This is a genomic window from Paenibacillus tundrae (assembly GCF_036884255.1).
Taxonomy (GTDB): Bacteria; Bacillota; Bacilli; order Paenibacillales; family Paenibacillaceae; genus Paenibacillus.
Genome location: NZ_CP145605.1, coordinates 5,115,331 through 5,131,693, shown reverse-complemented (window position 1 = coordinate 5,131,693; position 16,363 = coordinate 5,115,331). Strand labels below are relative to the sequence as shown.

General features: G+C 45.3%; 15 protein-coding genes and 1 tRNA gene. 13 read left to right on the top strand and 3 right to left on the bottom strand.

Going from position 1 to position 16,363, the window contains the following annotated elements; genetic code table 11:
- Positions 1-378: 378 nt before the first annotated feature.
- Positions 379-945: a phosphatidylglycerophosphatase A family protein gene (locus tag V6W81_RS23055; RefSeq protein WP_338544053.1), complete on the bottom strand. Its 567-nt coding sequence runs from the start codon at positions 943-945 to the stop codon at positions 379-381.
- Positions 946-1,104: 159 nt separating this feature from the next.
- On the opposite strand from V6W81_RS23055, the gene V6W81_RS23050 reads away from it, so the two are divergent.
- The 9 genes from V6W81_RS23050 to V6W81_RS23010 all read left to right on the top strand — a co-directional run bounded on the left by V6W81_RS23050 (position 1,105) and on the right by V6W81_RS23010 (position 11,356).
- Positions 1,105-2,160, top strand: coding sequence for a GerMN domain-containing protein (locus tag V6W81_RS23050; protein WP_056702807.1), 1,056 nt, complete (start codon positions 1,105-1,107; stop codon positions 2,158-2,160).
- A gap of 173 nt (positions 2,161-2,333) precedes the next feature.
- Positions 2,334-3,092, top strand: a complete 759-nt coding sequence (rph, locus tag V6W81_RS23045) for a ribonuclease PH (protein ID WP_056702812.1) — start codon at positions 2,334-2,336, stop codon at positions 3,090-3,092.
- A gap of 2 nt (positions 3,093-3,094) precedes the next feature.
- Positions 3,095-3,718 carry an XTP/dITP diphosphatase gene (locus V6W81_RS23040; protein WP_145049867.1) on the top strand — a complete coding sequence of 208 codons (624 nt, stop codon included), beginning with the start codon at positions 3,095-3,097 and terminating at the stop codon, positions 3,716-3,718.
- 303 nt (positions 3,719-4,021) lie between these two features.
- The gene (locus V6W81_RS23035; protein ID WP_338540488.1) at positions 4,022-4,864 is read left to right on the top strand and encodes an STM4015 family protein; all 843 of its coding nucleotides are present in this window, start codon (positions 4,022-4,024) and stop codon (positions 4,862-4,864) included.
- Positions 4,865-4,866: 2 nt separating this feature from the next.
- Complete coding sequence (locus V6W81_RS23030) at positions 4,867-6,105, top strand: STM4014 family protein (protein WP_338540487.1); 1,239 nt, start codon at positions 4,867-4,869, stop codon at positions 6,103-6,105.
- Positions 6,098-6,883 (top strand): STM4013/SEN3800 family hydrolase, encoded by a 786-nt coding sequence (locus V6W81_RS23025; protein ID WP_338540486.1) that lies wholly within the window; start codon positions 6,098-6,100, stop codon positions 6,881-6,883. The genes V6W81_RS23030 and V6W81_RS23025 overlap by 8 nt, the downstream gene beginning before the upstream one ends.
- Positions 6,884-7,094: 211 nt before the next feature.
- On the top strand, positions 7,095-8,471 hold the full coding sequence (locus tag V6W81_RS23020; protein WP_338544052.1) for an STM4012 family radical SAM protein: 1,377 nt from the start codon (positions 7,095-7,097) through the stop codon (positions 8,469-8,471).
- Positions 8,468-9,331, top strand: a complete 864-nt coding sequence (locus V6W81_RS23015) for an STM4011 family radical SAM protein (RefSeq protein WP_338540485.1) — start codon at positions 8,468-8,470, stop codon at positions 9,329-9,331. The genes V6W81_RS23020 and V6W81_RS23015 overlap by 4 nt, the downstream gene beginning before the upstream one ends.
- A gap of 330 nt (positions 9,332-9,661) precedes the next feature.
- A complete protein-coding gene (locus tag V6W81_RS23010) occupies positions 9,662-11,356 on the top strand; it encodes a methyl-accepting chemotaxis protein (RefSeq protein ID WP_338540484.1) in 1,695 nt (564 codons plus the stop codon).
- 165 nt (positions 11,357-11,521) lie between these two features.
- Here the strand turns inward: V6W81_RS23010 and asnB are convergent, their stop codons facing one another.
- On the bottom strand, positions 11,522-13,366 hold the full coding sequence (gene asnB, locus V6W81_RS23005) for an asparagine synthase (glutamine-hydrolyzing) (RefSeq protein ID WP_338540483.1): 1,845 nt from the start codon (positions 13,364-13,366) through the stop codon (positions 11,522-11,524).
- Between the two features lie 187 nt (positions 13,367-13,553).
- On the opposite strand from asnB, the gene V6W81_RS23000 reads away from it, so the two are divergent.
- A complete protein-coding gene (locus V6W81_RS23000; protein ID WP_260985472.1) occupies positions 13,554-13,856 on the top strand; it encodes a hypothetical protein in 303 nt (100 codons plus the stop codon).
- Positions 13,857-13,880: 24 nt separating this feature from the next.
- Entirely contained in the window at positions 13,881-14,237 is a 357-nt protein-coding gene (locus tag V6W81_RS22995) for a hypothetical protein (RefSeq protein ID WP_145049878.1), read from the top strand.
- Between the two features lie 80 nt (positions 14,238-14,317).
- Here the strand turns inward: V6W81_RS22995 and V6W81_RS22990 are convergent, their stop codons facing one another.
- Positions 14,318-14,611 carry a DUF4870 domain-containing protein gene (locus tag V6W81_RS22990; RefSeq protein WP_145049880.1) on the bottom strand — a complete coding sequence of 98 codons (294 nt, stop codon included), beginning with the start codon at positions 14,609-14,611 and terminating at the stop codon, positions 14,318-14,320.
- Positions 14,612-14,925: 314 nt separating this feature from the next.
- Between V6W81_RS22990 and V6W81_RS22985 the strand changes: the two genes are divergently transcribed.
- Together V6W81_RS22985 and V6W81_RS22980 are read left to right on the top strand one after the other, a co-directional pair.
- Positions 14,926-14,999, top strand: a tRNA-Arg gene (locus V6W81_RS22985).
- A gap of 327 nt (positions 15,000-15,326) precedes the next feature.
- On the top strand, positions 15,327-16,100 hold the full coding sequence (locus V6W81_RS22980) for a class I SAM-dependent methyltransferase (protein ID WP_145049883.1): 774 nt from the start codon (positions 15,327-15,329) through the stop codon (positions 16,098-16,100).
- Positions 16,101-16,363: the final 263 nt, after the last annotated feature.

Here is a 16,363-nt window from a genome sequence, read left to right as displayed (position 1 = left end):
ATCTGTCGCGTAGCAAAGTGCACCTTCTGCATCCATCTTTTGAACCCACTACGTATCAGTCTTTCTCCTTCAAAATGACAAACAAGCTAACCATCCTGTCTCTAATCAGTCATAGAGTATGGATGGATTAGCTTGAACGGGAAATATGTGCTTATCACTTAAATGGTGTGTTCAAAAAGGTCGGTTTTCAGTACCAAGAAGATGGGATAGAGATAGAAATGGAGTAGCGGAGCGTAGAATGAACTACGTGAGCAACTACATTGTTTCCGAAGGAAACAACCTTCGCAAGCATCTACTCATTTCGGCTGAATCCCATGTTCGACGCTGAGATGCCATCAGGCATCCATCGTAATCAAAAGCGGATTTTACGACAACCTCTTAAATGGCATCATCGCTTACGGGCTTCTCGCCAAGTGCTTCTTCACGCTCGGATTGTTTGCGATGGGCAATACGGCTACTTGCTGCCGATGCAATTGCACCTACAATGTCATCAAGGAACGTGTGCACAGGACCATGGCTCTTATCATTTAGACGTTCCAGCACCCCTGGTTTAAGCTTGTCCACATACCCATAATTGGTGAAACCGATGCTGCCGTAAACGTTCACGATGGAAAAGGCGAGAATCTCATCGACGCCGTAGAGACTCTCATCATTCTCAATCATCTCTTGCAAAGGCGCAAGGAGTTGACCTTGCTCAGCTAGCAAGTCGAGTTGAATCCCTGTCAGTACAGCGTTCTGGACTTCACGCTTTTTCAGTACCATCTCCACATTTTCAACACACTCTTCCATGGTAAGGTCTGGGTAATATTTCTTCTGAAGAAACATGACGAGTTCCGCGATCTCAAGGATCGTCACGCCCCGTTTATGTAACCATTCCCGGGTTGCCTCCGCGACTTTGCGGCTATTGAGGCTATAAGGGATTTTTTCTTGCTCAGGATGTTCCATGGGCGATTCCTCCTCTGATGTTAGCAATGCCATTATTCTTGTCTCCTAATACGTTATTAACCGTTTCAGGTTTCTTTATTATTTTTTTAGTTATTTTTTGAACGAAGGCTCGTATACATGGTAGTACAAACTGTAAAAATGATGAGGGGGAACGAGATCATGAGTAAGATCCGTAATTTCCGCAAAGCATCAGCAGCTGCACTACTGAGCATACCAATGGTGTTGTCTGGCTGTAGTATGTTTAATGCACAGTCTTCCGAAGCAGTAGATCCACCGCCGCCGATCCAAGAAGCTGCCATGATTCAAGCCGCTGAGGGAAATGGTGTGTTGGCTACACTCCCGCTCACTACTGTTTATTTGCAAGATCAGCAGGGATTACTCGCTCCAGTGTCACTGACGCTTCCATCCGGTACGGATATAGGTAGTCCCAAAACGGCACTTGATACATTAGTCACAGGTGGCCCCTATGCAGGGATGCTTCCTGAAGGGTTCCAAGGTGTGCTTCCGCAGGGAACTGTCGTGCAGAATGTCACCATTCATGCAGAGGATAAGCTGGCAGTGGTTGAGTTCTCAGGCAATTTTGCCAAGTATGATGCCAAGGATGAGCGGAAATTACTTGAGGCTGTAACATGGACATTGACAGGAACCCCGGATGTGGAGAACGTGCAAATCTGGGTAGATGGCAAAAAGCTATCGCAAATGCCGGTAAACAGCACGCCGCTGCCAGAGCCGTTGAACCGGGCTGTAGGTATTAATCTTGATTTGGGCGATAGCTTTACAACGAACAGCAGTCCGGTCACGGTCTATTTCTCAGCCGCATCACCAGCAGGAGTTCAGTATTATGTTCCGGTGACACGTCTCGTGACCCCAGGGGAAGACCGAGTACAAGCTGCACTTAACGAACTGATCAAAGGCCCGGCGAAAAGCGGCGAGTTGGAAGAGGTCATGACTGGTGGCACGGAGCTACAATCGGTCAAAACATCGGAGGATGGGACAGTAACCGTCGCACTTAAGGATGATATGTTTACTGAGGGCGATATTGTGCCAAGTGAGCTGTTACAATCCGTTGTTCTCACTACGACAGAAAATACGGTAAGCAAGGATGCTAAGGTCCAGATCGAATGGAATGGGCAAAAAACCGTCATGAGTGATGATAACCAGGATTATAGTGCACCTGTATCTAAACCTGAACATATCAACGAAATTCCGATTTAAGCAATCTAGGGAAGAGCATACTTGCAGTCCTTACAACCTTGAAGCAGCACACGTTGAAGTAACGTTCAACGGATATAGGTGCTTTTGCAAGAACTCTTTGGTAAAATAAAAGAGATTAGTGAAAGTGTGATACAGCTCGACATTACAGGATGCTTAAGTCGTAGGAGGCAGAAATGATGAGATCTAACGGACGAAACAGCGAACAGCTGCGGCCGATGAATTTAACAATTAACACGAATAAATACGCTGAAGGTTCTGTACTGATTGAAGTCGGAGATACCAAGGTGATTTGTACAGCTACAGTGGAGGAACGTGTTCCTCCCTTTATGAAAGGCCAAGGAAAAGGCTGGGTAACAGCCGAGTATTCCATGTTGCCACGTGCAACACATACTCGGAATCAGCGTGAAGCTAACCGTGGTAAATTGACTGGACGCACGATGGAAATTCAGCGTCTAATTGGCCGGGCACTGCGTTCGGTTGTTAATCTGCAGGCGCTTGGTGAACGCACGATTACGCTGGATTGTGATGTTATCCAAGCAGATGGAGGCACGCGTACAACGTCCATTACCGGATCGTTTGTTGCTCTGGCACTCGCTGTTAACAAAATCGCACAACAGCACAAATTGCAAGTATTCCCAATTACAGACTTCATTGCAGCGGTAAGTGTCGGTGTTGTAGGTGAGCAGCCTGTGCTGGATCTGAATTATGATGAAGACTCCAAAGCTAAGGTTGATATGAACCTAGTGATGACAGGCAGCGGGAAGTATGTAGAATTACAAGGAACAGGTGAAGAAGCTCCCTTTGACCGTCGTGAATTGAATACGATGCTGGAACTGGGTGAGCAAGGAATCCTGGAAATGATTGAGCGGCAAAAAGAAGTGCTTGGACCGATTGCACTCAAGATTGGTGCACGCGGCTTAGGGGAAGCTTAAACATGAGCTTGGATAGTTCCATTATCATTGTTGCTACCCGTAATCAAGGTAAAGTAAGGGAGTTCGCTCATGCCTTTGCTCCCCTTGGCAAAGAGGTCAAAAGCATGTTTGATTATCCTGAACTCCCGGATGTCGTTGAAGATGGCGTAACATTTGCGGAGAATGCGTGGAAAAAAGCCAAAACCGTAGGGGATGCACTTGGACTTCCGGTACTGGCTGACGATTCCGGGTTATGCGTTGATCTATTAGACGGAGACCCAGGGGTGTATTCAGCAAGATATGCAGGTGAAGGGGCAACGGATGCTCAGAACAATGCTAAATTGCTGGATGCGCTTGAAACGTTGAAATCTGGGGAAGATACTGAGCAACCATTGCTCAGCCCTGCACGTTTTGTCTGTGCGTTGGTACTATATGATCCAGCAACCGGAGATAAGTTTGAGGCAGAAGGTACTGCGGAAGGCTGGATTACCGCTGAAGCAGCAGGTGCTGGTGGCTTTGGATATGATCCGCTCTTCTATGTGCCTGAGTACGAGATGACTATGGCTGAATTGACACTTGAACAGAAACAAGCCATCAGTCACCGCGGCCATGCACTCAGAGCACTCGTTTCTAGACTGGCGAACTAAAGCGGTTATCCAAACGCTTGGTTTTCAGTGAACAGACTTATTGGTAAGTCTACATCAGTTACACAAGAATTGAAGCATGAACAGTAGGGTACGTAATTTTAAGCGATGACCACCCTGCTGTTGGTGCTTTTTTTGTGTTTTAATGAGAACATGAGTTCTTATACCTAGGATTACCAATTGAAGCTTTGCACGTTTGAGAATCGAGTTGGGACTAGAGTTGGAAGAAGTTGCAAGCTTCATACGGGATGGGGTAACATTCAAGATAACGATCAATTATTGAACTCAAACGGAGGGATTTGGCGTATGCAAGAAGTGAAGCTTACAGTTTCTTATGATGACTATGAGAATGGAATTCGAATTGAGAATTTAATTGAAGAACTTGCTGCCAAACCGGAAAGTCGCACACTCGAAAGTTTGGTCATCGGAGATTGGGGACAGGCATACGAGAGTTCACCCGACGGTTTCGTTTCTAAGCTTGTTGAACTGGCTCCACATTTCCCATCGCTGAAGAAATTGTTTATCGGTGATATGGGTTTCGAAGAGTGTGAGGTATCCTGGATTATCCAAACGGATCTAACTCCACTATTAAGAACATTTCCTCAATTAACATCGTTTTGGATTAAAGGGAGTAATGACTTAAGTCTGGAACCGTTGGAGCATGCAAACCTAGAAGAACTCGTGATTATTTGTGGAGGCTTACCTAAAAAAGTAATATCCTCCGTTACTCATGCCAATTTACCTGAGCTGCGGAAGCTGGAGTTATATTTGGGTGTCGAAGATTATGGCTTCGATGGTTCATTGGAGGATGTAAGCCCGCTGTTTGAACAGGGAAGATTCCCGAAACTAGTGTATCTAGGTCTAAAAGATAGTGAAATTCAGGATGAGATCGCGCAGGCGATTGCTGAGGCTCCTGTTCTGGATCAACTTGAAGTGTTGGATCTCTCCCAAGGCACTTTGTCGGATGTAGGGGCTAAAGCTCTTCTAGCTAGCGACAAGATCAAAAAGTTAAAGCATCTGGATCTAAGCTATCACTACATGACGGACGAAATGCTCATTCAATGGAAACGTTCGGGGATCTCTGTTGATGTGAGTGATCAGCAGCAAAGCGATGAGGATGATTGGCGGTATCCGTCCTTGACGGAATAAAGGTGAGCGATCAAGAGAGACCTTTTCTACTTATAGGGAATCCGGATAATCGGCGGACATTTGCTTTGCAGCAAGCAAGATTGAGGCAAGGGTTGAAGCCTGCCATTGTATTGTCTTATATTGATCTGCTTCAGACGTGGCGGCAAGGAGCAACACTCGCCGAAGTAGTTTCAGAAGCAGTCTCACAAGGTGAAGGCCGAGAAGGTGCTGGAGATTATTCGTTCTTCATACGAATAGATGCACCGGGAGAGAACTGGAATGTGGAACGTGAACTCTTGTCTCTGGGTGCGACTGTCTACTCGCCGCTTCATCGGGTTGATAACCGTATGATGGTTACGCAGGAACAGGCGTTGTTGCTGGAGCAGGAGTGGGGCCGGATCTACGCACCTGCTCAATGGTTTGACGGCTGGAGAGCGTGTTTGGAACGAATAGACAAGGAAGTTCAGCAATTCTTCCCCTCTGCTCGCTTTCTGAATCATCCTACAGACATCATAACCATGTTTGATAAAAGGCAATGCCAGCAGCAATTGTCTGCTAACGGTGTAACCGTACCGCCTTCGCTCCAAGCTGATGTTCCGATTCGGAGTTATGGTGAGTTACGTACGGCTATGAAGTCTGAAGGGATGCATCGTGTATTTGTTAAACTCGCTTGTGGCTCAGGCGCTTCCGGTGTAGTAGCATATCAGTTCAACCCAAGAACGGGTGCTGAGATTGCTATAACGACAGTGGGAATGGTGCGGAATGGGGCAGAGGTTATTTTTTATAATGAAGGTGGCATGCGCAGATATACCCGTACGGAAGAGATTAGAATTCTTTTGGACTGGTTATGTGCGGAAGGAGCACAGATTGAACGTTGGATGGCGAAATCGTCCATAGGCTCACGTGTATTTGATGTTCGTCAGCTCGTCGCAGGTGGACAGGTGGGTCATGCAATTGTTCGTCTTAGTAAGACACCTATTACGAACCTTCATTTGCGTAATGATCGCCTTCTGCCTACAGAGGCGGGATTGAAGGATGACCAGATGTTATTAATTCAGAAGGCCGCTCAAGCAGCGTTGTCTGCATTTCCGAACTCTTGGTCTGCCGGAATTGATGTCATGCTTAGTGGAACTGAACCGCGTGCTTACGTTCTAGATGTTAACCCGTTCGGGGATCTTTTATATCGGGTACAGCATCGCGGACGAGGTACATATGAATGGCAAATGGAACTTTTACGAAAGGAGCCCGATTACTATGCCTGATATGAACACCATCGTGGGCTCTCATGATCTATTAATGATTACGCTGGATACGTTGAGGTATGATGTAGCCAAATTGGAAGAAGCGAATTGTCCCAACTTGTGCGGCACAGGTTCATGGGAGAAGCGGCATACACCAGGCAGCTTCACCTATGCGGCACACCACGCTTTTTTTGGTGGTTTTATGCCCACGCCTGCAAATACGGACAAGGCTTCTCATGTCCGGTTGTTTCACTCCCGTAATACGGGGTTGAAAACTCACCCCCATACGTGGCTGTTTGATACGCCCGATATGGTGTCTGGACTTGCAGCCGAAGGATACCGCACAGTGTGCATTGGCGGTGTTATTTTTTTTACTAAGAAAAACCCGCTTGCTAAAGTGCTTCCAGGTTATTTCCAGCAGAGCTATTGGCGCATGAACTTTGGTGTGACCAACCCTCGTTCAACGGAGAATCAGGTGCAGCATGCATTGAAACTGCTCAAGCAAATTCCGCCGGAAGAGAAGCTGTTTCTATTCTTGAATGTCTCGGCTATCCATGGTCCGAATCGGTATTTTGTAGAGGGAGCCAGAGAAGAGTCCATTGAGACGCAGCGAGCTGCGTTACGCTATGTTGATCAAGCACTTGGGCCATTATTTGAAGCGATGAGAGAACGTGCAAGACCAACATTTTGCCTCGCTTTTTCTGATCATGGGACTGCATATGGTGAGGATGGCTATCAAGGACATCGCTTGGCGCATGATGTGGTCTGGAACGTGCCTTATCGTGAATTTGTGTTATAGATATAGTGAATATTCAATAAAGTACGACTTTCAGTACCGAGAAGATGGGATGAAGGTAGAAATGGAGTAGCGGAGCGTAGGGAAACTACGTGAGCAACGGACATTTCGGCTGAATTCCATATTCGATGCCTTTTGGCATCCTTTGTAATCAAAGTCGTACTTTAAATTAACCGGAGATAGGAGGAAACCGATGGATAGTCAAGATTACACAATGACAACAGGCCATTCCGTACAGTCCGGGTCGTCTAATACAGCTACAAGTCTTAGAGAAGTTCTTACATTGCCGTATCGCTCGTATTTGTACTCTTATCCTCATAAGACAGCGTATCGTGAGCTAAATCCACCTATGCCACTCGCGCCGTTATGGGAACGTGAGAATACGGATACTTATTTTTTGTATATGCATATTCCGTTTTGTGCAGCACGCTGTGGTTTCTGCAATCTGTTTACATTACCAGATCGCCGAGATGATACCCATGAGCGTTATGTGGATGCCTTGGAGCGCCAAGCCAAACAATGGGCACCAATCACTTCGCGTAGACCTTATTCGCGCTTCGCTATCGGTGGAGGAACACCTACGCTATTAAACGAAGTACAGTTAAATCGACTGTTTGATATTGCGGAAAATGTGATGGGCCTTGACCCTCAACAAGCCTCCATCTCAGTCGAAACATCTCCCGATACGGTAACGGACGCCAAGCTTGCGATTATGAAAGAACGAAGTGTAGATCGTGTTAGCATGGGTATCCAAAGCTTCATTGAAGCAGAGGCTTCAGCGATCTATCGTCCACAGAAACCGCAAGAAGTGGAGCGAGCTCTCGAGAAGCTCACAAAATATAATTTTCCACTATTGAACCTGGACCTTATCTATGGTCTGCCTGGGCAGACCGTTGAATCATGGCTGTATTCGCTGGAACGTGTCCTTGCGTATGAACCGGGTGAGATTTTCATTTATCCACTCTACACACGGGAGAATACGATTGTGAAACCAGATGATATAGAGCGCCATGGGCCGGACATTCGGATGGAGCTATATAGAGCTGCACGAGAGACATTGAAGAGTCGTGGCTACGTACAGTACTCCATGCGTAGATTTGCGAAGGAGCAATCCTCTGCGGGAACGAAGGTACTCTTACCTTATAGCTGCCAGGAGGAAGGCATGGTTGGACTTGGCTGTGGGGCGCGTTCATACACAAGCGAAGTGCACTATGCTTCTAAGTATGGGGTTAGTTATAAAGCGACGCAGAGCATCATCGCAGATTATGTGGCTACGGAGCGATATGACGTGGCTGACTATGGAATTGTGCTGAGTCGTGAGGAACAGAAGCGTCGGTTCATTCTCAAAGCACTTCTGCACCGGGAGGGATTGGCGTTGCAGGATTATTATCAGCGATTTGGGACAAGCGTGATGTCCGAGTACATTTGGCTTGGTGAATTGCTGACCGAAGGAATGGCGGAGCTTAAGAACGAAATGGGCGTGGAGTTCTTACGATTGACAGAAGAAGGGCTAGGATACTCGGATGCCATTGGGGATTGGTTAATATCGGCTGAAATCCGTGAACAAATGGAAGGGTTTGTATTCTCATGAGAGCCACCTTATATTATCGTGGCAAGCTGTCATCATGTAACTACGACTGCCCCTATTGTCCGTTTAGTAAAACGGTAGATTCTAAGGAAACTCTGGCGCTGGATGAACAGCAACTACGTCAATTTGTGAATTGGGTGAGGGAACAGGAAGGTAAGGGAGACCGATTTTCCATTTTCTTTAATCCGTATGGAGAAGCATTGGTGCGGCGCTGGTATCGCGAAGCCATGGTAGAGTTGTCTCACATGCCTCATGTGGATAAGGTTGCTGTGCAAACCAATCTTTCCGTTAAACTGGATTGGGCGAGAGAGCTTAACACACACAAAGCGGCATTCTGGGCAACATATCATCCGCGTGAAACGAAAGAATCTTCTTTTGTGAAACAGTGTATGACTTTGCGAGAAATGGGCATTGGATTCAGTGTAGGTACAGTAGGATTACGTAGCGCATTCCCAGCTATTCAATCCATGAGGGAGTGTCTTCCGAGCGATGTGTATATGTGGGTCAATGCCTTCAAGGATCGCCCCAAGTATTACACACCGGAGGAAATTCGATTTTTACGGCAGATTGATCCGCTTTTCGAAGGGAATCTGCAGGATTATGACAGCTTGGGCAAGCGTTGTGCAGCTGGTTCGAATGTGTTTTATGTGCAAGGGTCAGGACATGTGAAGAGATGTTATAAAGATCGCCGAATCATTGGACATTTGTATCGCGATGGTCTAGAAGCTTTGGCGGCGGATCGTCCTTGTAGCATGAAAAAATGTGGTTGTTATATTGGCTACATTCATATGGAGGATTCACCGTTTAGAGAGATTTTCGGCACCGGACTGCTTGAGAGAAATCCAGAGTTGATCCACCGTTAGAGACCATGATTTGAACTCATTTATAAGACTAAAGACTTTATTCCAGCTGGGTAAGCTGAGTAAAGTCTTTTTATTTTTAGGTCTAAAGTTTCAAAAATAAAAAATAAGGATATAAATTGTGTAGCATAATGTCGAAAACATCTTAAATAAGTCTGATATATAGTATGCACTGATACTAAAGACCTATTTTCGTGTGTGTAAATATGCTAACATAAATTGAATTGTCTCAGATTTATCCATTTCCGCACTGAAAGGAGGGATAGAGTTTTTTTGTCAGGCTTAATACATATCGATACTAGCAAGACATTTTAAGCATGCGGGGGAAAAGACATGAAGAGAATATCTATTAGCGCGAAACTGTTGTTGAGCTTTATGACAGTGCTTATTTTATTGGCTACTGTGGTTGTAATTTCATATATACAATTTATCTCGGTTGAGCGAACGTTTACGGATTTGATTAACGACCGAACTTCTAAACTGTTAACAGTCAAAAACATGGTTATTGATGTGAAGTCCCAGCAGGTGGAATTGCGGAATTTTATAACCCAAGAAAATGATCAGAGTGAGAAAGCGTTTACGTCATACTATGAGGATTATCATAAATTAAGTGAAGAATTAAGAGCGAATAGCACAACTCAAACGATGATTGACCTGTTAGACCGTTCGGATCGCAGTGCTGAGGAATATTATGCATTTGGTCAAGATGTGATTGAATCCAAAAAGCAAGGTAGAACAAGTGAAATTACAAGCTTAATGTTAGAAAAGGGGCCTGTGCTTGTAGCCGGTTTTGAAGAAATTGTCTCCGCTATGGAAGAGCATCAGCAGACTTCACTCGATACAGGTATTGTTAATGCCAATGAACTTATTCAACAAGTTCTCCGTTTGATTGTCATTATTGGAATCGTCTCCATTGTACTGGGAACCGTTGTTGCATTGGTGATGGGTCGAATTATTTCCAAGCCTGTTGCCAAAGTAGCTCTTGCGGCAAGCCGAATTGCCGATGGAGATCTCACAGGCGAAGCCATTATCGTTCGCAACCGGGATGAGATTGGAGATATGGCTCAATCATTCAACAAGATGATGGACAATTTACGTCTTCTAATTCATCAAGTAGGTAACAATGCAGATCGGGTAGCTGCATCATCCGAAGAGTTAACAGCAAGTACAGAGCAGACCGCCTCAGCGACGGAGCAGGTTGCTGTTACGATGGAGGAAATTGCAACGGGAATGGATTCACAGGTGAAAATGGTAGGAGACGGATTCCAGACGATCAATGAATTGTCGACTGGTTTTCAGCAGATGACTGTGAATACACAGAATATGTCGGATGAAGCAACCCGTGCATCAGCCAAAACAGTGCATGGTAACGATGCTGTCCAATCTGCTGTTGGACAAATGAATTCGATACATGAGACTGTAGGGGCGCTTGCTACAGTCATAGAAGAGTTGGGTAAACATTCACAAGAAATTGGAACCATGGTGGAGAGTATATCCGAAATCTCAGCGCAAACGAACCTACTGTCCCTTAATGCAGCTATTGAAGCCGCAAGAGCGGGTGAGCATGGTCGTGGATTTGAGGTGGTTGCTAGCGAGGTGCGAAAGCTATCTGATCAATCGGCAAAATCAGCTGAACAAATCAGTGTACTCATAGCCGCGATCCGTACAGGGATGGATAATGCAGCGCAGTCTATGGAAAATGTGAATACAGAGGTTCAAGAAGGTATAGATCTTGTTCATAAAGCAGGCGGCACCTTTGAGGAAATCCGTGAAGCTGTCAGCAATGTTGCGGGTCAAACTCAGGAGGTATCGGCATCTATTGAGCAAATGGCTGCGGGTGTGGAGCAGATTAATGTGTCAATGCAGACCATTATGGAGGTGACGGAAAATGCTGCTGCGGGAACGGAAGAGGTGAGCGCAACCACGGAGGAACAATTATCAGCGATGCAAGAGATTGCTTCGGCGGCAAATGACCTATCTTCTATGGCAGAGGAACTGCAGCAGTCTATTAATCGATTCAAAGTCTAATGGATGGATGAGTTAACAGTAAAAAGGATGCCGCTCCCAATGTAAGGTTTATTGGTTTCATCAGTTTGTAATTAGAAGTCTGTTAATAGTAAAAGGGTGTCTGGGAACAACAAGTCTGTTGTTTTATCAGACACCCTTTTCTGTGTATAAGCTTTCTGTCTAATTCTAACGAATTGCCACGTTATACGTCCGTAGCCAAGTGTTGATCTGAGTTAGATAAGCAAATAATTGTGGGCCGGACATTAATTGCCCGAACCATGGAAGGTTTGAAGCTGCATCAGGTGAAGATGCAAGTTTGCGAATTTGCGTTTTGTCGATTAAAGGCAATATCGGAGAACTAGCATCGTCCAGAATCTCAAGCACTTGTTGTTTGACTGCAGCCAAATATTCAGGATTATGTGTTTTGGGGTAAGGACTCTTTTTACGGTATAAAACATCGTCTGGCAGCACGCCTTCGAGTGCCTTACGGAGGATTCCTTTTTCTCTACCACCGGTTATTTTCATTTCCCAGGGAATGTTAAACACGTATTGAATCAGGCGATGATCGCAATAAGGTACTCGTACCTCTAGTCCAGCCCCCATACTCATTCGATCCTTACGGTCAAGCAGTGTAGGCATAAATCGTGTGATATTAAGATATGACATGACTCTCATCTGAGCAGCTTTACCTGTTTCACCAGCAAGTAAAGGCACTTCAGCTACAGCGTCGGAATAACGGTCTGCAAGATAGTCGAGTGGTCGAATCCATTCGCGTATGTCTGGAGATAGTAATCCTGCTCTCATATCTGGAGCAACCGACCAAGGGAACGTACCTGAATTTAGCATTTCATCCCGATGGAACCACGGATATCCGCCAAACACTTCATCGGCAGCTTCTCCGGAGATGGCTACGGTGGCTCCTTTTTTGATTTCTTTGCAGAATAAATAGAGGGAGGAATCCACATCCGCCATACCTGGTAGATCGCGTACAAGCATGGCTTGAGTCAGCGCCTTTACGAGCTCGCCGTTCTCAATCTCAATCCAATGATGATCTGTTTTCAGTTCGTCAACCATACGCTGTATCCAAGGGCCGTCTGCACCAGGTTGGAAGGAATGAGCCTGGAAGTGCTTCGCGTTATCGACGTAATCCACTGAATATGTGCTCACTCGGCCTTGACCCGTTCGATTGTAATAGTCTACTGCGAGTGCTGACAGAGCACTGGAATCGAGCCCCCCGGATAAGAGTGAGCATACCGGAACATCTGAGGCGAGTTGGCGCTCCAAGGTATCTTGTAACAAACGACGTACTTCAGCCGCTGTTGCGTCTAGATCATGCTCATGGGGTACGCTTTCCAGCTTCCAATAGGGGTAGGTTCGGATTCCGTTCCTGTTGAAAATAAGTGCATGAGCAGGTTTCAGTTCGTGAAGAGAAGAGTATACGCCGTGTCCCGGTGTCCGAGCTGGGCCAACAATAAATACTTCTGCTAGTCCTTCGGGCCCTACTGCAGCTTCCACATCTGGATGCAGCAAAAGGGATTTGGGCTCAGAGCCGAACACAAGTGCATCTTTTTCATTGCTGTAAAAAAGAGGCTTAACGCCAAGGCGATCTCTTGCCATAAATACCTGCTCGCGCCCGCCGTCCCAGATGGCAAAAGCAAATATGCCATTAAACCGGTCAACACATGCCGGTCCCCATTCGATGTAAGAGGCTAGCAATACCTCTGTGTCACATTGCGTACGGAAGTGATGCCCACGCTGGAGTAGTTCGTTTTTTAACTCGGGAGCATTGTATAGTTCTCCGTTATACACGACGGTATAGGAGGTGTCTCCTTGTAACGCATGCATCGGCTGAGCTCCGTTCTCTGGATCCATTACGCTGAGTCGCCGATGTCCAAAAGCACAAGGATTGGAAATCCATGTACCTGAAGCGTCAGGTCCTCGGTTCGACAAACTGTCCGTCATTCGGACCAGCAGCTCCGATTCCTGGGTCAAGTCCCGATTCCACTGTATGAAGCCGGTTATACCGCACATGGTTGTTCATCCTTTCTTAGTCGAGTCGTTGATCTGAGTGATGTTTGCAGAGCTAAGCCCTGCAAATATGTTCGTTTTTGTCAGAGGTCGTAACAAATATATGCCGAAAGTAGGCATAAAATGTCTGTCCTCTTCGGAAACTAGCTCTAGGGATAACAGCCTCAAGCATGCTGTGAAGGAGAGAATTATGATGGAAGGTACCACCTATTATGTGTCCGTGGTTGGGCGTTCCGTGTTGCCTGATCAGCACTCATCAAGCTATGAGTGGGTCATTCAGGCGACACCTCAGGAGGCTGAGCATCTAAGAGGGCTTCTTCAATTAATGCAGGAAAAAGAGGAGGAGGCCTTTCCGGGAATGGTATTCCCTTGGCCAGACACCCCTGAGGAATCTGTGAACCGTGCTTATGAAGAAGCCCTACAGCAGGTGTATCGGGTAATTTATCAGTTAGGAACACCTGAAACCCGTTCTGTTATTGAACAAAGTACATGAATGAACAAAGGAGCGCGATATGAAATGTATGCAATTCAGGATGCTAAAATACGTAGATTAACCGAAGTCGATGGATTGGCTTGTGCTGAAGTGGAGGTTCAACCTGGAAATGCAGGAGATCCTTCTTTGCTTGTATATGTAGCTGCAACTGCTCCAACGAATACATTGGAGATCGTGCGGGTCGTTCGCAACCACTCTGACGCTGTTCTGGATTGGTACAATAATAATATGCACACTGCCTTTGAGGATGCTACAGAAACGGCGTTTGAGAACAGTGAAGGAGCTACCGCATCGGAAGACAGAGCTAAATTTCAAAGTGAATTGTTTGCTTTTGGTTTACTCGGTCCTACGTTACAAAGGTATTTAATTGGTCAAGCCTAATCTGGGATAAAATACAGCAAAAAACCCGCTGACTTTTAGCGGGTTTTTCTTTATAGCTACCAGCCATATGGCAAAGTGGCTTAGGCATATTCGCGCAGTACTTGGATTCCTTTGAACACATTGTACACAAAGCTCAAGCCGTAAATAATAAAGAACAGAATGACAAATCCAAAAGCAGAAGCAACGTTCTGGGCAGTCACGAAAAAATAAATCAAAGGAATAGCAGCGATGAAGGGGAAGATGTGTGAGAATAAGGCTCGTTTGGCATGCCCTTCAATATAACGATCCCGTGCAACAATCCACACAATGATCGGGAACAGAAAAGGGGCAAAGAAAATGCTGAAATAGGATAATGCGGATAGTAACTGTCTCATAGCAGATCTCTCCTTTAATCGTTTCATTCATAATTATGTATGCAAAGGATTACCCATCAGGTTCAGTCATAAATCGATCTAAAGCTTTTTTTCATAAGATGTAGGGGCCTGATATCCAGCGTGCCCGCTTTTTGCCATCGTATTCGCTGAAGGAATTGCATATGTGTTATTTGTTGTAGAGATAGGTGGGGAGTGAGTTGAACGAGGTGTTTGAAGCATTGATGTTGAAAATTATTATTTATTTCATAAAAGTATTGAAAAATATTGAAATGAGAGTATAATAGAGATCACGCGGTATTTTTTAATACATATTTGTCTCAGTAGCTCAGCAGGATAGAGCAACGGCCTTCTAAGCCGTCGGTCGGGGGTTCGAATCCCTCCTGGGACGTAAGAAAAAAGACTTCCTTCGGGAAGTTTTTTTGCGTTCAAGGGATGAGAACCCCGATGGTTCGTCAGAGCATGGGCTTCGTTAGGATTACTTCGCAGCCTCGACTAAAAGGAGAGTATCCCTCCTGGGACGTAAGAAAAAAGACTTCCTTCGGGAAGTTTTTTTTGCGTTCAGGGGATGAGAGCCCCAATGGTTCGTCGGAGCATAGGCTTCGTTAGGAATTGGTTATAGTTTAAAACTATCAGTTATATAATATTTATATATTTTATTAATAAGATGTTTTGTGCCACAATACATGTATCAACGATGAAAGCGTAGGTGGTACAGATGCAGTCATTGAATCAATGGAAGGCAGATGAATACGACAATAAGCTGGCTTTTGTTTCGGGGTACGGCAAAAATCTTATTTCGTGGCTACAGCCTAAGAAGGGGGAATATATATTAGACTTGGGCTGTGGAACAGGAGATCTAACACATGAGATATCTTTGTACGAGGTTGAGATTGTTGGTATTGATGCATCCTCAGATATGATTCGGCGTGCGCGTGATAAATATCCCCATCTTGAATTTAGGGAAGGAGACGCTCATCATTTTGAGACAAACAGGCTATTTGATGCCGTCTTCTCTAATGCCGCTCTACATTGGATGCGTGATCCGCAGCTTGTGGTCAGAAGCATATGGAATGCATTGAAGCCGGGAGGTCGTTTCGTGGCTGAGTTTGGCGGGAAAGGTAACGTTGCAATCATTGTTCATGCACTGGAAGAAGTGATAGAGCGTAGCAAAGGTATGGATGCATCGGCTAGAAATCCGTGGTATTTTCCAACGATCGGAGAATATAGCTCGCTTTTGGAGAAGCAGGGATTTATGGTGCGACAGGCCTATCATTATGACCGACCTACTAAGCTATCAGATGGAGAACAGGGAATCGAGGGTTGGTTGTCCCAATTTGGTGGAGATTATTTTCAAGGGCTGAATACAGAACAGATCCAGGAGATATGTCTCGAAACAAGCAAGCGCGTTGTGCCGCAGCTCTGGAAAGAAGATGCGATTTATGCTGATTATAAACGTTTACGCGTGGAAGCAGTGAAACCTATTAGTTAAAAAAAGATAATTAAGTTGTTATATGAATTAAAATGAAGAAATGGAATTTTTGCAGTAAACCAATATATGTAGGGTAGTTAACGATGACTAGGGATCAAATGCCTCTTCTGTTAGAGGTTTTTGATCCTTTTTGTTTGTTGGTTCCACAGGCATAGAATAAAATCGACAAAAAATGCAATTATCATATTTTTTAGGTGCATAAGAACCATATAAGTAATTTCTATATCATTTTTGTTATTATTTAGAAGGAAAATGTGGTATTT